Here is a 22,628-nt window from a genome sequence, read left to right as displayed (position 1 = left end):
ACAAGATAAAACCTTACATTTCAGAGGTCTACTTCGGTGCTAAACCTGTTCTGGATCCCCCTACTGACACTCATTGGGGTGTTCGTTTCACTTTCTGCCAACAAGGTGTCGAGAACGGCCTGCGCGTTTGCAACAGCCGCACTGCCAGCGGTCGCTATGGCTACCCTGATCTCTTACGCACCCTCGGTACTCGATGGCGAGCGTTTTATTGAGCGATTCGAATGGATTCCAGCAGTCGGATTAGAACTCGCCTTCCGACTCGATGGGTTTGCACTGCTGTTTGCCCTGTTGATCTTAGGCATCGGTCTTCTTGTTATCCTCTATGCTCGTTACTACCTCTCAGAGCAGGACAACATGCCGCGCTTCTATGCGATGTTGATTCTCTTCATGACCGCCATGTTGGGTATTGTGCTGTCAGAGAACCTGATTCAACTCTGGCTATTTTGGGAACTGACCAGCATCAGCTCCTTCTTGTTGATCAGCTTCTGGAATCACAAGAGCGAAGCGCGCAAAGGTGCTCGCATGGCACTGACCATTACTGGCATGGGTGGTTTGGCGTTGTTTGCAGGCATTTTGCTGATCGGCCAGGTAGTCGGCAGCTACAACCTGACGGATGTATTGGCTCAAGGGGATCTAATCCGTGGCTCTGAGCTCTACCCCTATATTCTAGTCCTAGTGCTTCTGGGAGCCTTTACTAAGTCGGCACAGTTCCCATTCCACTTCTGGCTGCCCCACGCAATGGCGGCGCCAACGCCGGTCTCTGCTTATCTTCACTCAGCAACCATGGTGAAAGCGGGCATCTTTTTAATGGCTCGACTCTACCCGGCGCTTGCGGGTACCGACATGTGGTTCTTGATCGTCACCTTGACCGGTCTTGCCACCTTGCTGGTTGGCGCTTACATGGCTCTGTTTAAGCACGATCTTAAGGGGCTTCTCGCCTACTCCACTATCAGTCACTTAGGTCTGATCACGCTACTACTCGGTTTAAACTCAAAGCTTGCGGCGGTCGCTGCTACCTTCCACATCATTAACCACGCGACCTTTAAAGCCTCACTGTTCATGGCAGCGGGCATCATCGATCATGAGACGGGTTCACGGGATATGCGCAAGCTGAACGGCTTGTGGAGATACATGCCTCACACAGCAATGCTAGCGATGGTCGCGGCACTGGCCATGGCAGGGGTACCGCTACTGAACGGCTTCTTGTCCAAAGAGATGTTCTTTGCAGAGACCCTACAGCAGGGGTCACTGGGTGCGCTCTCATGGATTCTGCCTGTTCTAGCGACTGTTGCCGGTATCTTTTCGGTTGCCTACTCGTTGCGCTTCATTCATGACGTCTTCTTTAACGGTGAACCGATCAATCTTCCTAAGACACCGCATGAGCCTCCACGCTACATGAAGATTCCGGTCGAGATACTGGTCGCACTCTGTTTTGTCGTGGGTATTGCCCCTGGTCTGGTAGTTGCAGAGATTCTACACAGCGCTGCAACCTCTCTGCTGCAAGGCGAGACGCCCTACTACAGCTTGGCCATATGGCACGGATTTAACTTCCCACTGCTGATGAGTTTCATTGCACTGTTGGGTGGCATTGTCGTCTACGCGACCCGTAAGCAGTTGTTTGAGTTTCAGGCGCAATTCCCTGAACGAGACGCTAAAGCGATCTTTGATCAAAACATCAAGCGCATTGTGGATGCTGCCACAAGAATTTACGGCACACTTGAGAACGGATCGCTGCAACGCTACACCATGCTGTTCATCTTGAGTGTTGCGCTCTTTACGACGGTTCCAATGACGAAGCTGATCAATTTAGAGGGAGCACGCCCACTGCTGCCGGTCGATGGTATTAGCATCGTCGCTACCATCATTTTGGTCGTCTCCACACTGGTGACGCTGATCTGGCACCGCAAACGGATGATCGCACTGATTGCTGTCTCGGTCGTCGGCTTAATCGTCTCGCTTATCTTTGCCCGCTTCTCAGCACCTGACCTAGCACTGACTCAACTCTCAGTTGAAGTGGTCACGGTGATACTGTTGATGCTCGCACTCTTCTTCTTACCACAGGTCACTGCAAAAGCCGCTAGCCCCTCATCGGTGGTACGTGATCTTGGTTTGGCAACCTTGATTGGTGGTGTGATGGCAACCATTAGTTACGCCATGATGACGCATCCGCAAACCTCGATTGCCGACTTCTTCATCGCCAATTCAAAAATAGGCGGTGGTGGTACCAATGTGGTCAACGTGATTCTGGTCGACTTCAGGGGCTTTGATACCTTTGGCGAGATCACCGTACTGGGCATTGCCGGTTTAGGTATCTACAAACTGATCGCACGCATGAAACTCTTCATGCCATCAGCTGATCTTAACGGCATACCTTGGAGCAACGATCACCACCCGATGATGCTTGCGACCGTCTCAAGAGCACTGCTTCCTTTAGCACTTTTGGTGTCGGCTTACATCTTCTTACGTGGCCACAACCTGCCAGGTGGTGGCTTTATTGCCGGTCTAGTAACCGCTGTAGCACTGATCCTGCAGTACATCGCCAACGGTGTCGATTTCATGCGCGAACGCTCGAAACTGAACTACCAGTGGCTGATCTCTGTCGGTTTGATCATCGCAGGCGCTACGGGAATGGGCAGCTGGCTGTTTGGCTACCCCTTCTTAAGTTCGTGGTTTGATTACTTCTATCTGCCGGGTATCGGAAAGTTCGAGTTGGCCAGTGCCATGCTGTTTGATCTAGGGGTCTACCTAACCGTCATTGGATCCACCCTACTTATACTCGGGAATCTAGGCGCATTAACGACCCACGCACGTCCAGAGGAGTCTAAATAATGGAGCTATTGATCAGTTTGATTATTGGCCTACTCACCGCTGTGGGGGTATTTCTAGTACTTCGTGGTCGTACTTTCCCAGTGGTACTTGGCTTAACGGTGCTCTCTTACGCTGTGAACCTGTTTATCTTTTCCGCCGGTCGACTCGTCATTGATGGTGCCGCGGTATTGAAATCTGGCCTAGCAATACCGGACCCTGTTCCGCAGGCGCTGGTTCTCACCGCCATTGTTATCGGTTTTGCGATGACCGCCTTCGCGGTCATCCTGGCCATTCGAGCCCGTGCCGACCTAGGTAACGATCATGTCGATGGCCGACTACCAGAACAGAGCGGAGAGCAGAAATGAATCACCTAATCACTCTGCCTATCATTCTGCCGCTTCTGTTAGCCACGCTGCAGCTACTGCCTCTGTTTGAAAAAAGCATTGAGCGCCAACGTGTCATCAGCCTGGTAGGTTCGCTCACTATGGTGATCGTCTCAGTCGCTCTGCTCATGTCAGCATCAGCAGGTAATGTAACGCTTTATGCACTGGGTAACTGGGATGCGCCGTTCGGCATCCAGCTAGTTGGAGATCGCCTATCGAGCTTGATGGTTATGCTGACCTCACTTCTACTGCTATCGGCCAATCTCTATGCCAGCGCAGGGGACGATAACCAAGGGCGCTACTTCTATCCGTTGATGATGTTCCAAGCGATGGGGATCAACGGCGCTTTCCTAACAGGAGATATATTCAACCTATTCGTCTTTTTTGAGATCCTGTTGATCGCCTCTTACTCTCTACTGATTCACGGTGGCGGAAAACACAAAACCAGTGCGGCAGTTCACTATGTTTTCCTGAACCTTGTCGGCTCTGCAATCTTTCTGTTTGCGTTAGGCATCATCTACGGCACGCTCGGCACCCTAAATATGGCCGATATGGCGCTGCGAGTCCGTGAGCTTAATGAGTCTGAGATTCAACTGACTAAGATTGGCGGCATGATGCTGCTCTCGGTGTTCGCTCTGAAAGCGGCGCTACTGCCTCTACAATTTTGGCTGCCAAGAACCTACGCATCGGCCCCAGGCCCCGTTGTGGCGCTCTTTGCCATCATGACCAAAGTGGGCATCTACTCAATCATTCGCGTTCAAAACCTGATCTTTGGTGACAGCGCTGGTGCTCTAACCGATCTAGGACAGGATTGGATCTGGGTATTGGCGCTCGGCACACTGGTGATGGCAACTCTGGGGGTTATTTCAGCACCGAGCGTGAAACGTCTAGCCGCTCACTTAGTCATTTTGTCTGTCGGCACGCTGTTGGTGGCCGTCGGTTTTGGCAGTGCAAACTCGCTATCAGCAGCGCTCTATTACGCCGTTCACTCTACGCTAGCGGGCGCTGCTTTCTTCCTAATCGGGGACATTATCGCTGAGCAGCGTGAACGCTCGTTTGACCGAATCGTGGCCGGTCGCTCTTTGGCGCAGCCGATGGGCATTGGGATACTCTTTTTCATTGCAGCTCTAACTCTGATCGGCATGCCACCACTGTCGGGCTTTATTGGTAAGTTTTTGATCATGAAGTCGATCGACAGCAGCTCGGCACTGGTCTGGGCTTGGCCGCTGTTATTGATCGGCAGTTTGGCAGCACTGGTCGCCTTTTCACGCGCAGGATCGACACTGTTTTGGCGCTCCAACGGTAAACCGGATAGCAGCAAGGCCTCAGCAACGCGTAAATTTATTGCGGTCGGCATACTGCTGAGCGCTGCACCGTTGATGAGCCTATTTGCCGGCCCAATCACCCAGTACACAGACGCAACTGTTGAGCAGTTACGAGCGTTTGAGCAGGACCCGACACAGATTATGGCTAAAGGAGTGCAACGATGAGTTTCGTACGATCTTGGCTACCACGCCCCTTCTTATCACTGGTTCTGTTAATTGTCTGGTTGCTGATGAACAACAGTTTCTCGCTCGGGCAAATAGTGCTGGGGTTGATCCTAGCCTTGGGAATCCCACTACTGACAGAACCTCTACAGACTCAACAGATGGCGGTTAAGAGACCGCTAAAACTGATCAGATACATTCTGGTATTACTGTGGGATATCGTGGTCGCCAATCTTGCGGTAGCCAAATTGATTCTAGGGCCAACCAAAGCACTGCAACCTGGTTTTATCGCCTACCCGCTTAACTTAACGGGGGATCTCCCGATCACCCTGCTTGCCTCAACCATATCACTGACGCCTGGAACCTTGAGTGCCGAAGTGAGCAAGGATCGAGAGTGGCTTTACATACACGCCCTTGATCTTCCCGACGAGCAAGCGTTGATTGATGAGATTAAACAGCGTTACGAGACCCCGCTGAAGGAGATATTCCAATGTTAGAGATCAGCCTTAAAATCGTTCTCGTCATGATCAGCATCGCTCTTATCATGAACACTTACAGTTTAGTCAGAGGCCCCTCGTTGCCCGAGCGCATTCTGAGCTTGGATACGCTCTACATTAACAGTATTGGTTTGATTCTGATCTATGGCATTGTGCAAGCCAGCTCCATCAACTTTGAAGCCGCACTGTTAATCGCCATGCTCGGCTTTGTCAGCACGGCCGCGCTCTGCAAATACCTTCTGCGCGGCGATATCATTGAGTAAGGGATAGGACAGAACAACTATGAATTTTGCGATTGAATTGATCCTATCTCTGCTACTGCTGCTAGGCGGATCATTAATTCTGATTGGTTCACTGGGTCTGATTCGTCTTCCTGACGTTTACACCCGTTTGCACGCACCTACAAAAGCGACCACCCTCGGTATGGGTGCGATCTTGATTGCATCAATGCTATTCACTCTGTTTGATCAGGGTTCATTAAGTGTGCAGCAACTTTTGATCACGCTGTTCCTGTTCATCAGCGCCCCTTTAACTGGGCACCTGTTAGCCAAAACAGCCATGCATCAGCGCTTAAAACAGATCGACAAGACCAAAAACGCGGAACTGATTGAAGTAGCTCGGGATCGAGAAGCTCCCAATCACTCTTCGGATTGAGGCAAGGCTAGGCTCGACGTCACCAACGGCTCTCCGGCCTCTAATCGACGGTGAGTATCTTCGATGGATCGATCCTTAGGGTAGATCGCTTTCGCTTGAGCAATCAGCGCTAGAGCACCCTCCTCATCCCCGATATTTTGACGAGCAATCGCCACATCTCTATAGAGTTGAATATCCGGTATCTGTTCAAGATAGGCTTCGCCCCACTCAATAAAGCCCAATACAGCATTCTGATCTTGATGCTCTATCGCACCATAGAGTGAAGAGCGCATGACAAAATACTCACCCAACTCTTTAAAGTAGACATTGTTGAGCGCGAACCTCAAATGGGTTGGCTCAGTGCCGCGATGTTTGTAGTACTGCATGATTCCGGTCTGCGACAACAGCGAGTGAACTAAAAAGAGCACCATAATCGGCACAATGAATAGTGGACTACCTTTCAAAAGAGCCGTCGCACCCAGCGAGAGTTTAACCGGTTTAACAAGAGTGCGGTGCGAGAAGAGCACGGCTAACAGCAGTGTCAGCAGAATCCAGTGGTAGGTCGAAATATAAAAAGGTAACTCTGTCTGGGTATGCAGAGCGATGGGTAACAGCAGTGCGGCAAGCGCTAACCCCTCTCCCCACCCTAAACGGATCAACTGCAACACAACCCCTAAGACCGCGATACCAATGGCCAGCATTGCGACCAAGCCGCCCTCGTCCATCCAAAACAGCAGTTCATTGTGAGGATGGGAGAATCGAGGACTTCCATCGACTGCTGAAGCGTCCGTTGTCTGATAGTAGGTGACACGCTCTTTTTGGAATTCAGACTGGAAGCTACCGATGCCGTGACCAAACAGCGGAGAGCGTTCAAACACATCCAGAGCAATACGATAGATATGAGGACGAGCGTCCTTACCCTCTTCAGCCAGTTTTTCGATCTTGTTGTAGGCCTGCAGCGCCCCATCATTGGCTTGATAACCGGCAATAGCTCCGGTTCCCAGTGTGAATGCCAACGCAATCGCCAATAGCGGCTGACTGATCAACGCTTTAATACGCCCTGCGCCGATCAACAACAGCGCTAGCACAGCACCGATCAAACCGACCCTAGAACCTGATGCAGTGACCTCTAGTGACGCTAGAAACAGCGTTAGAAAAAGCGCTGATTTTTGCGGCCAGCACTGTTCACTGAAGGTTTTCGTAGTCGCTAACCAGAGTGCCAGCGCCACCGCTGTTGCCATCAATGAGGCTTGTAGATTGGGTTGCTGGAACATCCCAAGCAGCCGATTGCCCGATGAGATAGGCACCCAACCTCTAAACAGTGGGTGTGAAATCATCTGTACCAGGCCGACCAGGGCATGAATCAACATCGACGCCAATAACAGATAGAGCAACTGATTCATCTGTTGCTCACTGAGTCGATACTGCAACATGGAGAACCAGAGCGCGATACCGCCAAACACCACACCGAGTCGAATTAGCCACTCGCCGGGGCGATCCATACCTGAAACAAAGCCCGTCAGGTAGAGTCCAATCGGCATCGCTAAAATTAACCAAAGGTAGCTTGGACGCACCCATTCACCAGACTCTATAATCTTAAATATTGCTCCTGCAATAATGAAAAGCACCGGCAACCATACCACCGCATTAAACGGTAGATTCAACCCTTCACCACCTAAATTGTCCTGGTAGTAAAAGGGCGCAACCAGAAACAGCAGGCTCAAAAGAATCGTCAAAACCTTAGATGAACGACTCTCATCTGTATCTTGGCCCAATAGTTGCATGTAATCTCCGTAAGTTTGGTAAATAGCTGTCGACTATTAAGTAATAGCACATGTAAGAAAATTGTCGTGCTTTTATGCGTATAATGACAGTTATACCTATAAAGTAGATTTATTGATTAAGGAAATTCAATGCTCTCTAAAGTGATCATCCCCGTTGCCGGCCTAGGTACTCGAGTTCTTCCAGCCTCTAAAGCCATTCCTAAAGAGATGCTGCCCGTCGTCGATAAACCGGTTATCCAACATGTCGTGGAAGAGGCCGCACGCGCAGGATTTCGCCAGATTGTTCTAGTAACTCGTTCTGGAAAAGAGTCGATCGAAAACCATTTCGATGCCAACTATGAGCTAGAGCAGATGCTTGCCCTTAAGAATAAGACTGCACTTTTGAATGCGGTAGAGAACTCACTACCAAAGGGCATCGAGGTCATCTCTGTGCGCCAACCTAGTGCAAAAGGTCTGGGTCATGCGGTGTTGTGTGCTGCCCACGTCATTGGTTCAGAGGACTTTGCCGTCATGCTGCCCGATATGGTGATTGACGATGAGGGGCTTGCCAGCGACTTCTCTGAAATGGTGAAACGCTACCAGAAAAACGGCTCGGGCCAGATCATGGTAGAGGGCGTACCACAGGAACATGTTGATCGTTACGGTATCGTGGATTGCGGTGGCCAACAGCTGACCGCCGGCGCAGGCGCTCCGATTCATGGCATGGTTGAGAAACCACCCGTCGATCAAGCGCCATCAAACCAAGCGATTGTCGGTCGTTACATTCTGCCTAACCGAGTGATGGAACTGTTGAAAACGACCCAACCGGGTGCCGGTGGCGAAATCCAACTGACTGACGCGATGCTTGAGCTTCTATCAGAATCAACAATGGAGGCCTACAGCATGCGCGGCACCGTCTATGACTGTGGTAACAAAGCGGGTCTTCTACAGGCAAATCTAGCATTCGGTTTGAAACACCCTGAAACCGCTGATGCGATGCGCGACTTCCTAGCTAAGAAGCAATTCTAAGAGGTCGATATGACTCAAGCTTGGTCGAAACTGGAACAATCAGCGGCGCGTTTAAGCGTTCAACATCTTCGTGAATTGATCGATACTGATCAACGCTTTGAATCACTGTCGTTCCGACATGAAGGGATGTTGATGGACCTCAGCCGCCAGCGCATCGATGCTCAGGTGATGAATGAGCTATTGGCACTGGCCGACGAGAAGCAGCTTCCGTCAGCCATCAAAGCGCTGTTACAAGGTGAACACGTCAACAACACAGAAGACAGAGCGGCGCTTCACTCTGCCCTTCGTCTTCCTAAAAGTGCACAGCTCCGAGTCGATGACCAAGATGTTGTCAGTGACGTTCACAAAACCTTGGATCGCATGGAGCAGTTTGTTAACCAGATTCATCAGGGACAGTGGCGAGGTTACTCTGGGAAACCGATCACCGACGTGGTCAATATTGGTGTCGGGGGATCTGATCTTGGCCCGCTGATGGTGTGTGAAGCGACCCACCAGTTCCGACCAGAAGCATCATTGAACATTGGTTTGCACTTTGTCTCCTCTATGGATGGTAGTCAGCTTTCTAATCTCCTGCTTGAGCTAGACTCAGAGACCACCCTGTTCGTTCTGTCGTCTAAATCCTTTGGCACCATTGATACGCTGGCTAACGCGGCAACAGCAGTGGACTGGCTTCAAGAGCGTAGCGGTTTAAATCGTGAGCTTCTGATCAAGCAGCACTTTATTGGCGTCACAGCCGCTCCTGAAAAAGCGGTCGCTTGGGGCCTTTCTGAAGAGACACTGCTGGAGTTTTGGGAGTGGACCGGTGGACGCTACTCGCTCTGGTCCGCGATCGGTCTTCCAATTGCTATCAGCATAGGGATGCAGGGCTTCCGTGATCTGCTGGCCGGCGCACATAGCATGGACAAACATTTCGAAGAGGCTGAGTTTGCCAATAACCTTCCAGTTCTTCTGGCTCTGATCGGTATCTGGAACATCAATTTCCAGGACATTCATGCCCATGCGATCTTGCCGTATGACGGTCGATTAGCCCACCTACCCGCCTATCTAGAGCAGTTGGAGATGGAGAGTAACGGCAAGAGTGTTGGCATTGATGGAAGCTCGATTTCACAGCGTACCTGCCCGATTCTTTGGGGCGAGATTGGCCCGAACGCACAGCATGCGTTTTACCAGTTGCTTCACCAGGGTACAGAGCGTGTGATGTGTGACTTTATTGTCCCTGCACGCCGCTATGTCGATCGTGAGAGTTCACTGCAAGAGCAGCATCAACTGGCTCTGGCCAACTGTTTAGCTCAAGCACGCGTACTTGCGCTTGGCGATGCTGCGCTGACCGATGGTATTGAACGCCCTACCTGGCAGCGCTACTTCGGTAACCAGCCTAGCACAGTTCTGATGCTGGATGAGCTGACCCCCTACAATTTAGGGAGCTTGATTGCCCTCTATGAACACAAGGTCTACGTCCAAGCGGTAATCTGGGGCATCAACCCATTTGACCAGTGGGGTGTTGAGCTGGGTAAAAAAGTGGCGAACGATCTAATTACTGCACTCAACCAAAGTGCCGACCATCAGTACGACCCTGCTACCGAGGGACTTCTGAATGAGATTCAAAATTTGCGAGGTAACGGACAATGAAGATCAGCGTTTGGGGACACGAACTCAGCGCATGGATTGCCCGTGCGCAATTGGCTGCCTATGGTAATGACATCTACCACGCGGTCGCCGATAACGAACCCATTGAGAGCCACCTGCGATCTGAGCCAGGACTTCTTACCAGCATCCAAGCAGCCGAGTTTAATCAGCGTCTGATTATCGACCCTCATAAAGCCCTAGAGTCCGATGTTCACTGGATAGCCATGGAGTCGAGCGCTTTCGATGAAGCGAAAACGCTGGTCGAGCGTTTAGCCGAATCTGACAAACCTCTGCTTCTGATTAACCAGAGTAACTTTGGGGTTGGCGCCAGCGATGAGCTGCAGTCGATGCTGGATGAGAGCAAAGGGCAGTACGTCGTCTACTTCCCCGATGTATTGCAAGCAGGCCAAGCGATGCAGCAGTTTGCCAACCCTCAGGCTCTACTGATCGGCAGTGAGCACGAGGTAGCAACAGATCTACTGCTAAGCCTGTTACGCCCCTTCCACCTAGGGCAGAGAGCCATTCAACGCATGACACGCCGTGAGGCCGAGTTCGTTAAGTATGCGATCACCGGTATCTTGGCGCTCCGTCTAGGCTACATCAACGAGATGGCGGGACTGTGCGATCAACTGGGTATCGATATTGATGCGATTCGCCGTGGCATGACGACCGATGTGCGTATCGGTAGCCACTACCTGCAACCAGGCTCTGGATTTGGTGGTCAGCAGTTCACCCAATATCTAGAAGGACTATCAACACTGCTCAGTGAACAGAAGGGCTCTGTCTTTGTCGACACCCTACTGCAGCAGAATGAGGTCAATAAAGAGTGGCCATTTAGAACCCTGTGGCAACACTATCAGTGTGACCTAAGTAACAAGACCTTTGCTATCTGGGGAGTTGCATTCAAGCCAGGTGTGGCCGACGTTGAGACCTCACCAGCACTGCGCGTCATCGATGCACTGTTGGCGCAGGGGGCTAAACTACAGATCCATGATCCTGAAGCGCTACAGACACTAGCCGCGCGCTATCCAGGCAACCAGCAGATACAACTGATGACGCATAACTACGACGCCTGTGAGGGCGCCGATGCGCTGTTGGTACTGACGGCCTGGCCAGAGTACGCATCACCCGACTTCAATCGCATCGCCTCCCAGTTGGAGAATCCTCTTATCATTGATGGGCGCAATCTGTATGATCCAAACCGCGTCCAATCAGCAGGCATAACCTACTACTGTATGGGACGCAGCTGTTTAACCAACGCCTAATTTCAAAAGGTTGCTGTGACCGATAAAAAGATTGAACACGCCCAGCTGAACTGGCGTGACGAACAACCCGAGTCGACTCAGTTTGGTGATATCTACTTCAGTGTTGAAGATGGTATCGCCGAGACTGAGCATGTGTTCATTCAATCCAATCAGCTTCCAGAGAGACTAGCATCACTCGACAAGCCAATGTTCAGCATTGGTGAAACCGGATTTGGTACCGGACTTAATTTCCTAGTAGCTCGTCACCATTTTTTAACGACGGCTAAACCGCAGCAAACACTGCACTTCATCAGTTGTGAAAAGTACCCAATGCGCCTCGCTGATCTTAAGCGCGCATTGACACCCATTGGTGCAAAAGAGCCGTTCGCAGAGGGCGTTGATCAACTGGTGAGGCTATGGCCTGCTGCTCTACCTGGGTTTCACCAATTAAGCTTCGACAACGGGAGAATTCAGTTATGGCTCCTATTCGGCGATGCAGCCCAACAACTGTCGCAGATCGACGCCAGAGTGGATGCATGGTTCTTAGATGGGTTCGCTCCGTCAAAAAACCCTGAGATGTGGCACGAAGGTCTGTTTAAACAGCTGGCCAGATTGAGCAGTGAGAACACCAGTTTTGCGACTTTTACTTCTGCCGGCATCGTTAAACGAGGCCTGCAATCGGTGGGTTTTGAGATCAAAAAGATTCCTGGATTCGGCCGAAAGCGAGAGATGATTCACGGCCAATTTATTCAGGCCAGAGATTCACAGTCGCAGACTAAGCCATGGTTAGCTCGCCCGACTGCTCAAGAGAGAGGCAAAAACTGCGCTGTCATCGGGGCTGGGCTTGCCGGTGCTAGCGTTGCTCACGCATTAGCTGAGCGGGGCATAGAGGTTGATCTCTATGAGCGAGCACCGAAACCCGCAACGGGCGGCTCCGGTAACCCACAAGGGGCACTCTATGCCAAGTTACCTGCAGAACCAACTGCGGCATCTCGTGTCCACGCCAACGGCCTGCAGTTCACCGTCAATCAACTCAAGGCATTAAACCTTGATGACCAACAGCACGCCGATCTGTGTGGGGTGTTACAGCTCGCTGTCAGTGAAAAAGATCAAAAACTGCAGCAGAAGTTGATCGAAGCGAACAACTACCCTGAATCGCTGGTTAAACGGGTATCTGCAGAAGAGGCGTCTGAACTGGCAGGTACCACAACAAAACATTCGGCACTCTATTTTCCAGACGCGGGTTGGGCATCGCCTCCTAAACTGATCGACTATCTACTCAAACATGACAATATTCGCAGCCACTTTAACTGCCCCATTGAAACCCTTGAGCGTGACGGCAGCCAATGGCTAATCAACGGTGAAGCCTATTCACAGGTGGTTATCTGCAGTGCGTATGAGACAGAGCTACTAACAGGGTTAGCGAAGCTTGATCTGAAGCCTATTCGTGGCCAGACCAGCTGGTGCTCATCCGAAGAGACACCGAACTTAAAAACCGTGGTGTGCGGTGAGGGGTATATTTCACCGGCGTTGAATGGACAGTACTGTTTTGGCGCCTCATTTAAGGTGAATGACACCTCTCAGGATCTTAAACAGGCAGAGCACCAACACAACTTAGATCTTCTCCAACGGGCGCTGCCTGAGCTGTCTGAATCGGTGCAAAACAGAGAACTCTCTGGACGAGCTTCGCAGCGAGCAGGGACTCGCGACTACCTGCCGATGGTCGGGGCTTTGTGTGATACAGAGAAATTGGTTGAGCAGTACCAGCGCTTAAGTGTCGATGCCAGTACCGAGTTCAATGACACAGCGCCTTGGCTTGAGGGTCTCTATGTCAGTGTAGGACATGGTTCTAAAGGGTTGATCACCTGCCCTATCGCAGCGGAGATCATTGCCGCGCAAATCACCCACCAGCCCTACCCCTTAGAGCAGGAGTTGGTGGATATCTTATCGCCACAGCGATTTGCGATCCGCGATCTGATTAGAGCGGCTCATTCAAAAGGCTAATGCGAACCGCTAGCAAGCTTGAGCCAGGTTTAATCAGCTAATCGCTTATTCTGAGGCTTGCTCTGCGTTCTGCTGCTGAATCTTGGCAAGATCTTCAGCAGGGATAATGGTTGTGGTCTCGGTTTTACTGTCGAACATGATCAGCGCTTTACCGGTAAGGATCTGCTCTCTCACCTCTTCGACACGCTCTTCAAGACTCACTTCCTGTTCACCATAGTCTGTCCCATCACGGGTAACAAACTCCTCAATCATGCCGCGTAGGGCATCATCCGAAAGCATATTCGCTGGAACAATCACTACACTCTTCCTAACAACTGGTTAAATTCATTTTCATCTAGCACGCGGATGCCCAACTGCTCTGCTTTGGCCAACTTGGACCCTGAACCGGGTCCTGCGACCACCGCATCCGTTTTGGACGATACACTGCCAGAGACCTTCGCACCCATCTCTTGAAGAAGCGCTTTCGCTTCACTGCGTCCCATAGTTTCAAGCGTACCAGTAAGTACCCAAGTCTGCCCTTCTAATGGCGCACTGGCGTCGCTGACCCTTCTCTCAGAGTGCCAATGCATACCGAACTCAATCAGCTGCGTTTCAAAACGCTGCAGCTGTTGGCACCAAGTCTCATCTTGGATCGCTTCTAGGACGCCAGCTGCCGCACGACTACTCAATTTAGGCACAGCTTTAAGCGCATCTTCATCTGCAGCTAAAAGCGCTTCGACTGTTTCAAAATGGGCTGCCAACGCCTTAGCACCGGTCGCTGCCACGCCTTTAATCTTAGACCCCTCAATCAGCTCAGCAAAGCTGACACTGGCCTGCAGCTTGGCGGCAATCTGGTCCTGCTCTTCCAGTTGAATGCCTAACGACAGAAGATCATCCAGAACCTTCTGGTTATGCTCCTCCGCCATAAAGTGAGTAATCTCATGGGCTACTTCCAGACCAATATCCGGAAGTAGCGTCAAAGTACGCGACTGCGCCTGACGAATTCGTTCAAGCGTCCCCAGACTTAGCGCTAAAGTTCGAGCCGTCTCTTCCCCTACTTCAGGAATACCGAGGGCATAGATAAAGCGAGCTAAAGAGATGGTTTTAGACTGACCAACCGCATCGATCAAGTTTTGCGCTGACAGCTCAGCATAGCCTTCGAGGCTTAACACCTGATCTTTGGTCAGTCTGAACAGATCCGCAGGTGATTTAACCAGCTCACGATCAACCAGTTGTTCAATCGCCTTGTCGCCCAGACCATCAATATCGAGCGCTTTACGAGAGACGAAGTGGATCAACGCCTGCTTTAACTGGGCACTGCAACTGAGGCGCCCAACACAACGGTAGACCGAGCCTTCGACTCTCTGCTCCTGTCCTTTGCTGCGCTTAACGAGTTGCACACGCTCTACCTCAGAGCCACACACAGGGCAAGCGGACGGGATAGCAATCGGCTTCTCATCTCCGGTGCGACGATCGGTAGCTACTTTGACAATCTGAGGAATAACATCACCTGCACGGCGAATAACGACCCAATCCCCTACTTTCGCATCCAGTCGCGCGATCTCATCCATGTTGTGTAGGGTGGCATTACTGACCGTGACTCCACCGACGAATACGGGTTCTAAACGAGCAACGGGGGTCACTGCACCTGTACGGCCTACTTGGAAATCAACATCGAGAAGCTGTGTCACCTCCTCTTGGGCAGGGTACTTAAACGCCGTAGCCCAGCGAGGATCACGTGAGCGGAAACCTAGGGTCTCTTGCACCTCTCGCGAATCGCACTTCAATACCACGCCATCTATGTCATAAGGGAGAGCGTCACGTTTAGCACCCAGAGCCTCGATGTAGTCGAAACAGGCATCCGCGCCCTCAACACGAGCGATTTGATCACTGATCTTGAGGCCCCAGCTATTAATTAACTGCAAGGTCTCATAGTAACTATCAGGCAGCTCATCGGAACCAACGCCCGTTCCATAACAGCAGAAGGTCAAAGGACGACTGGCGGTAATCGATGGGTCGAGCTGACGCAGGCTGCCTGCTGCAGCATTACGTGGATTCACAAAGCTCTTTTGACCCGTCTCACGAGCCTGTTGATTGAGCGCTTCAAACCCAGCCCGCGGCATATAGACCTCGCCACGCACTTCAATACGCTCTGGCCAACCCGCTCCCATCAATTTCAGAGGGACACTTTGAATGGTGCGTACGTTGCTGGTGATATCCTCACCGGTAGAGCCATCTCCACGGGTCGCTGCTCGAACCAACATGCCGTTCTCATAGAGGACGCTGACGGCCAGACCATCCAGTTTTGGTTCAAGCGTAATCGCCAGAGAGGCATCACTCTCCAACCCCTCTTGAGCACGACGGTAGAATGCATGAACCTCATCACGATTGAACTGGTTGCTCAGACTCAGCATAGGGATCTCGTGCACCACCTCGGCGAAGCCACCCTCGGGTTTAGCGCCGACACGTTGTGTTGGCGAATCCGCGGTGACTAACTCAGGGTGGTCTGCTTCGAGTGATTCAAGCTGGCGATAGAGATGGTCATACTCAGCATCCGTGACCGAGGGATCATCGAGTACATAATAGCGATAGGCGTGCTGTTGGAGCTGCTCTCTGAGCTCCAGAATCTGTTGTTCAATCGACATAAGGTTTGGACTTATTTGGATTTGCGAGTACGACGGCTCTTAGCGCGTGAACGAAGCTTGTAGGCCTTCACCAACTCACGATAGTGCTCTTGAGTTTGTGGGCGCATCACTGAACGATCACTGTCGAGCATCTCACCGCCCAGTGCCTTAGCCAACGTCTCCGCCGTGGCCAACATGCAATCAACCGCGTAGGAAGGATCACGTGGTTCGGTCATCGACATAAAGAAGGTGACCGCAGGCGTCTCATGTTCAGCCAAGGTCTCTATGTTGAATGAGCCAGGTTCACCCACATCACTCATGGTAAATTGAATCGGTGAGTGATCACTGTTGTCTTCGTAACGATGGAAAAGATCCATCTGACCAAACTCCATACCACAGCGCTCAACCACGGTTTGAATATGAGCACCCGATAGCGAGCCACCCTTAGGTGCAACGACAAAGACAACTAAGCGGGTTTCTGGATCACTGAGATCAAGTTCACGGAACTGTCGTCCGGTCGATGGAGATGCAGCGGCGACTGCAGCCTCTTGAGTCTCGGAGTCCTGCATAGCATCACTCTGGTCGTTCAGCTCAGGCTCTTCGATCTCTGGCAGCGAGCTCACCAGTGATTCAATATCCTCAAGCGGTTCATCAACGGCATCTACATTAGGCTCAAGAAGCTGATCGAACTCACTGGTCTCTGGTTCGGGCTTTTTGACAGGTGATTTGCGTTTACGAACTGGCTTCTCTTTTTTGGCGCCCGCATCGACCAACTCATGAATTGGGCGATCTAGATCTAGACCAAATAGGTCATCGACGTGACCGACAGGTTGTTCTGCAACGGGTTCAGGCTCTGGCTCTGGCTCTGGCTCTGGCTCTGGCTCTGGCTCTGGCTCTGGCTCTGGCTCTGCAGTCTGTTCGACTGTAATCTCTTGTTCAAGCGCCTCTTCAGGTGACTCGTCAGCAATTTCAACTTCAGGTGCTGCGGGCTCTTCCTGAACGGCTTCCTCTTGGATTGCCTCTTCTTGGACAGACTCTTCTAGAACGGCTTCTTCGATGGGTTGCTCAAGCGTTTCTTCAGGCTCAGTGCTATCTTCAGGCTCAGGACTGTTCTCAAGCTCAAGGCTACTTACAGGCTCAGGACTGCTCTCAAGCTCAGGGCTGTTCTCAGACTCAGGGCTGTCAATAGAGAGCGTCGGCTCACTGGGCTTAAGATTGGTTTTGCGAGGAGCCGATACGATACCTTCATCCGATAGGCTATCAAATGGATCGGGCTCAAGATCATCGACTCGAAGATCAGCGAGAGGGTCATCAATCACTGGCTCAGCTTCAACAGAGGATTGTTCAGGCTGCGCCGTTAGACTATCAAGTGGGTCTTCAGTTTGACTGGCTTGCTGAGCTTCGGCTGCCATTAAGGCATCGATATCGGGGCGCTCAACTTTGCGCTTTACTCGAGCACCCCCGTTAGGCAGTTCAGGATTATGTTTATCGGCAATTTCATCAGTGTCAGTCGATTCAGAGGAGGGATCGATCTTCATGCGGATTCGATTGGAGCCACCGCTGATACGTCGCCATCCATCGACAAGGATAAGCAGAATCAGCACGGCACCTGCCGCCATCAACCAATCTCTTAACTCCATTAAACGCTATCCTTGAACCACTGAAATTTATGCTTTTTGTAAACCCCTACTTTACAACTTCAGAGACCACTATTTCTAGTGGTTGAGACAAACCTTTTGTAGGTATATCAGTGATTTCCGCAATCATATCGCCTGGCTGTGGAGTCACATCACCACTGAGGCTGATTCGGGCGCTGACTGAAACGGTCTCATAACCCGATAGACGGGCTTGAGGTGTCATCGCATTGGCATCACTTAACACCAACTCAACCGGCAAATCGGCCGCCGTTAAACGCACACCTGCCAGTGGCATACCACCCTCTAAAGGACGCGCAACAATGAAGACTGGCGTCTCTGCTGGTACATTAGCGAGCAGTTCAGCAGCCACTGAAACTTTTACGGGTATAGCCGCCATCGCAGGCATTTCGATATCGCTGACATCTTCACCCAAGGCGATTAACTCATTTCGAGCACGCTCAACGCCATTCTGTAACGACTGAGCAGAAGCACCATCGGCATTGATTAGCGCTGTTGACCAGAAGCCAATCGCATCGCGATAGGCCTTACGCTCAAAGGCATCGATTCCCAAAATGCCTAGTGCTGTGATTTCGAACGGTTCCGCCGCTAGCGTTTTATCAACTTGGTCACGAACTTCAGGCGTCATGCCACCGGCAACGAAGAACATAGACTGAGCCAACTGCCCCATCACTGTCGCGTACTGAACATCCTGAGGCGTGAGGTAGGCTAAGGTATTTTGATAAGCCTCTAACGCACCCTGATAATCTTGTTGGCCCATCAGCGTGCTGGCTAACAGATACCAACCTTCTGGGTTTGCGGGTTGTAGCTCCAGCTCTTTACGCAGCTGATCAATCGCTTCTTGCAGCGTGGGCTGACGACCATCAAATGGATCTTCAGACATGTTCAGTGCCACTTCTAGCGCTGGTGCACTACCGACTTTGGCGTAAAGCCCTAATGAAGCAACCACCACCACTAACGCGATAAAAGAGGCAGCCATAAACTGTTTAGTTGAGATCGATTCGGAACTGAGCGAACGACTCTCCGTGTTGGCATCAATCAGCAAGTTCTTTTCAAGCTCTGTTTTAAGAACGGCAAAGTCCTCTTGTGACAATGATCCCGATGCGACCTCTTGCTCCAACTCCTGAAGACGATCTTTAAAGACTTCGACGTTATCGCGTTGCGGGTCAGAGGTAACGACCGTATCGACTTTATCTTTGAACTGTTTCCAAACCGGGTAGATAACAAACAGAATTGCTACGACCGATAACAGCGCAATACCCAACCACAAATACAACATTACTCTTTATCCTGTTTTAAAAGCGCATCGAGACGTGCCTGATCATCAGAGCTTAGCGCTGCCTCGCTCACTTTTCGACGCGAACGGCGCTGCCATACAACCGCTAAAATCACTAACACACCAAAGCCCAATACTAAAAACGGCCCATTCCATAGCAACCAAGTCTGACTGTTCATTTTGGGGCGGTAGAGAACAAATTCCCCGTAGCGAGTCACCATAAAATCGATAATCGACTCATCTTCAGCCCCCTCATCGATCATGCGAAACACCTCGGTGCGTAGGTCTTTTGCGATGGGGGAGTCCGAATCGGCAATATTCTGGTTTTGACACTTAGGGCAACGCAGTTCAGCCGCTAAAGCATGAAAACGCTTCTCATCTTCCACTGATTTGAAGTTGTGGGTATCAATGGCTGCGAAGCTAGAGGTCGAGAGCAGAACCAACAGAAACAGTGCGCGAATCATGAGGCTTCACCCTTGATCGTCTCGATGACGGACGAGAGATCCTGCCAAACTGTTGCATCCACCGCACCAACATGACGGTAACGAATAACACCCTGCTGATCGATCACGTAGGTCTCTGGAGCACCGTAGACCCCTAGATCCAATCCGAGACGACCTTGGGGGTCAAAAACAACCTCTTTGTAAGGGTCTAGATAGCGACGTAACCAATCATTCGCTTTGGTTAAATCGTCTTTATAGTTGATGCCATAAATGGTGACACCCTGGCTGGCCAACTGATTAAGGAAGGCGTGCTCCTCTTTACAGGTGGGACACCAAGTAGCCCAGACATTGACCAGTGCGATGTCGCCTTTAAAATCATCCACCGTCAGCTTGCGGCTTGGATCAGTAACAGAGGTCAATTCAAACTCAGGCATCGGCTTGTTCAACAGTGCTGAGGGCAGTTCGCGAGGATCTAGATATAGGCCCTTCCAAAGAAAGAAGCCTAAACCGATAAAGAGCGCCAGCGGAGCAAATAGAAACAGTTTCTTCATGACGACTCCTTAAGCCAATTTCGCATCGCGCTGCGACATCTTACGGTAACGCTTATCCATCGCCGCGAGGAAACCACCAAAGGTCATCAACAGACCGCCCAACCAGAGCCAGCGAACATAGGGTTTAAACTGGAGACGAATCGCCCAAGCCCCGCCCTCTAGAGGCTCACCCAGTGCCACATAGAGATCTCTAAATAGACCCGCATCAATCGACGCTTCGGTCATCACGTTGCCACGGGCGGTGTAGAGACGCTTCTCGGGTGTCATGACTTCGTAGAGCTGACCATCCTGGTAGACGTTGATGACACCCTTGTCAGAGGTGTAGTTAGGTCCTTCAACGTGCTCGATACCTTTAAATTCAAACACATACTGCCCAACCTCTTGGCGATCACCGGGCGCCATACGCAGATCACGATGTTCAGTAAACGCAGAGACCATCGCGATACCCACCGCAAGAACAGCCATTCCCAAATGTGCCAAATGCATACCCCAGTATGCACGAGGCAGTTTTTTCAGTGAGGCAAAGATTGAACCTGAACGCTTACCGGCACGATCGTATAGATCGACCAGTGCACAGAAGACGATCCAGTAGGCCAAGATAATGCCCACATAAGTCCAGTGATCCCAACCCTCGCCACCACGAATCATCATGGTTGCGACGCCAAAGACGACGGCAAGCACTAAAGGACCGATCAGACGTTTGAGCAGTTGAGATGCATCAGTTTGACGCCAGCGCACCAGCGCGCCGACACCCAGAGCCACCATCAGCAGAGCGCCTAGAGGCACCGTCAAAGCATTGAAGTAGGGAGGTCCAACCGACATTTTACCCATGCCCAGAGCATCAATTAGCAGAGGATAGAGGGTGCCTAGTAGCACAGTGAATGCGATGACTGTCAGTAGAACGTTGTTGACCAACAGCAGAGTTTCACGCGAGACCAAGGTAAAGCTAGAGTCACTCTTCACCTGAGCGGCACGAATGCCGTAGAGCAGAAGGGAGCCCCCAATGGCCACTGCAAGCATGACCAGAATGTAGAAACCTCGTGCTGGATCCGATGCAAAGGCATGCACCGAGGTCAGAACGCCGGAACGAACTAAGAAGGTTCCTAACAGGCTGAGCGAGAAGGCAAAGATCGCAAGCAGTAGCGTCCAGCTTTTGAAGACACCACGTTTTTCAGTGACTGCCAGACTGTGAATCAGTGCGGTGCCAACCAGCCAAGGCATTAACGACGCATTTTCGACCGGATCCCAAAACCACCAGCCGCCCCAGCCAAGTTCGTAGTAGGCCCACCAACTGCCCAGTGCAATTCCCAGCGTCAGGAACGCCCAAGCGACGTTAGTCCATGGACGTGACCAGCGAGCCCAAGCGGCATCCATACGTCCGCTCAACAGGGCTGCAACAGCAAAGGCAAACGCAACCGAGAAGCCAACATAGCCCATGTAGAGCATTGGAGGGTGAACAATCAAACCAAAATCTTGCAGCAGTGGGTTAAGGTCAGCACCCTGTGCCGGAGAACGAGGTAAAAGACGCTCGAACGGGCTTGAAGTAAAGATGACAAAAGACAGGAATCCGGTCGTGATGATGCCTAACACACCCAAAACTCGACCTATGATGTCCAAGGGCAAGGCTTTACTCTTCAGAGCAACAGCCAAAGTCCAGCCAGCAAGGGTGAGCACCCAAAGTAGAAGAGACCCCTCATGACCACCCCAGACAGCACTGACACGGTAGTACCAAGGTAGGGCCGTATTAGAGTTATTGGCAACGTACTCAACACTGAAGTCGTTGGTTAAGAAGGCGTAGACCAGAAAAGCAAAGGCCAGACCAACAAAAAAAGTTACACCGATCGTCAGCGGGCGAGCGTAGCTGACTAACAACAGGCTCGAACGCTGAGCACCTACCATCGGAACAACCGACAGCAGAATGCTTAAAAACATAGCTAAGATTAGAGAGTAGGTTCCCAGTTCGGCAATCACTTGTTGAACTCCTCTTTTGAAGGCATCGGCATCTTACCGCTCTTCTCTAACGCTTCTGCCACTTCAGGCGGCATGTAGTTTTCGTCATGCTTCGCAAGAACTTCAACGGCTTGCAGTGTGCCAGAGGCGTCAAGTTTACCCTGCGCAACAATGCCCTGCCCTTCACGGAACAGATCAGGAAGAATACCGCTGTACTCAATGGCAACCTTGTTCTCGTAGTCGGTCACCTCAAAGGTAACACGCAACGAGTTTGGATCGCGTTTCACACTGCCTTCAACGACCATGCCGCCGGCACGAATACGGGTGTCTGCAGGGGCTTCACCCTTGGCAATCTGAGTCGGAGAGTAGAATAGGTTAATGTTTTGACTCAGTGCATACATCGTCAGACCGATCGCGGCACTGGCGCCAAATACAATCATAAGAACAATGATTAATCGCTTTTTACGTTTTGGATTCATGACTTAACACTTTCACGTTGAATGCGGCGGCGAAGCGAACGACGAGTCTCGCGGCCTTGAATAATGGGCAGATAAAGGCAGAGTGCGATGGTCAGCAGACCCAGCCCATAACTTAACCAGACATACAGGCCATGACCGCCCATATTTAAAAAATCTGCAAAGGTTTCAAACGCCATAGTTCACCTAAAATTTGAGTT

At 51.3% G+C, this 22,628-nt stretch carries 20 protein-coding genes; 10 read left to right on the top strand and 10 right to left on the bottom strand.

What is annotated here, in order from left to right:
- Positions 1 to 36 precede the first annotated feature (36 nt).
- From XMD564_RS00495 to XMD564_RS00470, 6 genes are read left to right on the top strand one after another with little or no spacing between them, the layout of a single operon-like run.
- Positions 37 to 2,829 carry a monovalent cation/H+ antiporter subunit A gene (locus XMD564_RS00495; RefSeq protein ID WP_173483868.1) on the top strand — a complete coding sequence of 931 codons (2,793 nt, stop codon included), beginning with the start codon at positions 37 to 39 and terminating at the stop codon, positions 2,827 to 2,829.
- The gene (locus XMD564_RS00490) at positions 2,829 to 3,173 is read left to right on the top strand and encodes a Na+/H+ antiporter subunit C (RefSeq protein WP_173480403.1); all 345 of its coding nucleotides are present in this window, start codon (positions 2,829 to 2,831) and stop codon (positions 3,171 to 3,173) included. The genes XMD564_RS00495 and XMD564_RS00490 overlap by 1 nt, the downstream gene beginning before the upstream one ends.
- Entirely contained in the window at positions 3,170 to 4,681 is a 1,512-nt protein-coding gene (locus tag XMD564_RS00485) for a monovalent cation/H+ antiporter subunit D (RefSeq protein WP_173507629.1), read from the top strand. The genes XMD564_RS00490 and XMD564_RS00485 overlap by 4 nt, the downstream gene beginning before the upstream one ends.
- On the top strand, positions 4,678 to 5,175 hold the full coding sequence (locus tag XMD564_RS00480; protein WP_173482858.1) for a Na+/H+ antiporter subunit E: 498 nt from the start codon (positions 4,678 to 4,680) through the stop codon (positions 5,173 to 5,175). Before XMD564_RS00485 ends, XMD564_RS00480 begins: the two co-directional genes overlap by 4 nt.
- The gene (locus XMD564_RS00475) at positions 5,169 to 5,438 is read left to right on the top strand and encodes a K+/H+ antiporter subunit F (protein ID WP_173480400.1); all 270 of its coding nucleotides are present in this window, start codon (positions 5,169 to 5,171) and stop codon (positions 5,436 to 5,438) included. The genes XMD564_RS00480 and XMD564_RS00475 overlap by 7 nt, the downstream gene beginning before the upstream one ends.
- A gap of 19 nt (positions 5,439 to 5,457) precedes the next feature.
- A complete protein-coding gene (locus tag XMD564_RS00470) occupies positions 5,458 to 5,829 on the top strand; it encodes a Na+/H+ antiporter subunit G (protein WP_173480399.1) in 372 nt (123 codons plus the stop codon).
- Here XMD564_RS00470 and XMD564_RS00465 read toward each other — a convergent pair.
- Positions 5,814 to 7,592: an O-antigen ligase gene (locus XMD564_RS00465; protein WP_173507628.1), complete on the bottom strand. Its 1,779-nt coding sequence runs from the start codon at positions 7,590 to 7,592 to the stop codon at positions 5,814 to 5,816. The two genes, XMD564_RS00470 and XMD564_RS00465, sit on opposite strands and share 16 nt — an antisense overlap.
- Before the next feature lie 129 nt (positions 7,593 to 7,721).
- Between XMD564_RS00465 and galU the strand changes: the two genes are divergently transcribed.
- The 4 genes from galU to mnmC are packed head-to-tail and all read left to right on the top strand — an operon-like array spanning position 7,722 to position 13,474.
- The gene (gene galU, locus XMD564_RS00460; RefSeq protein WP_173507627.1) at positions 7,722 to 8,600 is read left to right on the top strand and encodes a UTP--glucose-1-phosphate uridylyltransferase GalU; all 879 of its coding nucleotides are present in this window, start codon (positions 7,722 to 7,724) and stop codon (positions 8,598 to 8,600) included.
- Positions 8,601 to 8,609: 9 nt separating this feature from the next.
- Entirely contained in the window at positions 8,610 to 10,229 is a 1,620-nt protein-coding gene (gene pgi, locus XMD564_RS00455; protein WP_173507626.1) for a glucose-6-phosphate isomerase, read from the top strand.
- Positions 10,226 to 11,491 carry a UDP-glucose/GDP-mannose dehydrogenase family protein gene (locus tag XMD564_RS00450; RefSeq protein ID WP_173480395.1) on the top strand — a complete coding sequence of 422 codons (1,266 nt, stop codon included), beginning with the start codon at positions 10,226 to 10,228 and terminating at the stop codon, positions 11,489 to 11,491. Before pgi ends, XMD564_RS00450 begins: the two co-directional genes overlap by 4 nt.
- Before the next feature lie 15 nt (positions 11,492 to 11,506).
- Positions 11,507 to 13,474 carry a bifunctional tRNA (5-methylaminomethyl-2-thiouridine)(34)-methyltransferase MnmD/FAD-dependent 5-carboxymethylaminomethyl-2-thiouridine(34) oxidoreductase MnmC gene (gene mnmC, locus XMD564_RS00445; protein ID WP_173507625.1) on the top strand — a complete coding sequence of 656 codons (1,968 nt, stop codon included), beginning with the start codon at positions 11,507 to 11,509 and terminating at the stop codon, positions 13,472 to 13,474.
- 45 nt (positions 13,475 to 13,519) lie between these two features.
- On the opposite strand, the gene XMD564_RS00440 is transcribed toward mnmC, so the two are convergent.
- The 9 genes from XMD564_RS00440 to ccmD are packed head-to-tail and all read right to left on the bottom strand — an operon-like array spanning position 13,520 to position 22,607.
- On the bottom strand, positions 13,520 to 13,771 hold the full coding sequence (locus XMD564_RS00440) for a YheU family protein (protein WP_371731417.1): 252 nt from the start codon (positions 13,769 to 13,771) through the stop codon (positions 13,520 to 13,522).
- Entirely contained in the window at positions 13,771 to 16,098 is a 2,328-nt protein-coding gene (ligA, locus tag XMD564_RS00435; RefSeq protein WP_173507624.1) for an NAD-dependent DNA ligase LigA, read from the bottom strand. The genes XMD564_RS00440 and ligA overlap by 1 nt, the downstream gene beginning before the upstream one ends.
- Positions 16,099 to 16,109: 11 nt before the next feature.
- Entirely contained in the window at positions 16,110 to 17,717 is a 1,608-nt protein-coding gene (zipA, locus tag XMD564_RS00430) for a cell division protein ZipA (protein WP_173505727.1), read from the bottom strand.
- A 46-nt stretch (positions 17,718 to 17,763) separates the two neighbouring features.
- Entirely contained in the window at positions 17,764 to 19,011 is a 1,248-nt protein-coding gene (ccmI, locus tag XMD564_RS00425; RefSeq protein WP_173507623.1) for a c-type cytochrome biogenesis protein CcmI, read from the bottom strand.
- The gene (locus XMD564_RS00420) at positions 19,011 to 19,472 is read right to left on the bottom strand and encodes a cytochrome c-type biogenesis protein (protein WP_173507622.1); all 462 of its coding nucleotides are present in this window, start codon (positions 19,470 to 19,472) and stop codon (positions 19,011 to 19,013) included. Before XMD564_RS00420 ends, ccmI begins: the two co-directional genes overlap by 1 nt.
- The gene (locus XMD564_RS00415; RefSeq protein WP_173480389.1) at positions 19,469 to 20,002 is read right to left on the bottom strand and encodes a DsbE family thiol:disulfide interchange protein; all 534 of its coding nucleotides are present in this window, start codon (positions 20,000 to 20,002) and stop codon (positions 19,469 to 19,471) included. The genes XMD564_RS00420 and XMD564_RS00415 overlap by 4 nt, the downstream gene beginning before the upstream one ends.
- Positions 20,003 to 20,011: 9 nt before the next feature.
- On the bottom strand, positions 20,012 to 21,973 hold the full coding sequence (locus tag XMD564_RS00410) for a heme lyase CcmF/NrfE family subunit (RefSeq protein WP_173507621.1): 1,962 nt from the start codon (positions 21,971 to 21,973) through the stop codon (positions 20,012 to 20,014).
- Positions 21,970 to 22,431, bottom strand: a complete 462-nt coding sequence (ccmE, locus tag XMD564_RS00405; RefSeq protein WP_173480387.1) for a cytochrome c maturation protein CcmE — start codon at positions 22,429 to 22,431, stop codon at positions 21,970 to 21,972. The genes XMD564_RS00410 and ccmE overlap by 4 nt, the downstream gene beginning before the upstream one ends.
- The gene (gene ccmD / locus XMD564_RS00400) at positions 22,428 to 22,607 is read right to left on the bottom strand and encodes a heme exporter protein CcmD (protein WP_173480386.1); all 180 of its coding nucleotides are present in this window, start codon (positions 22,605 to 22,607) and stop codon (positions 22,428 to 22,430) included. Before ccmD ends, ccmE begins: the two co-directional genes overlap by 4 nt.
- Between the last annotated feature and the right edge of the window lie 21 nt (positions 22,608 to 22,628).

Source organism: Marinobacterium sp. xm-d-564 (assembly GCF_013283345.1).
Classification (GTDB): domain Bacteria; phylum Pseudomonadota; class Gammaproteobacteria; order Pseudomonadales; family Balneatricaceae; genus Marinobacterium_E.
This window is presented reverse-complemented; position numbering and strand designations above follow the sequence as displayed.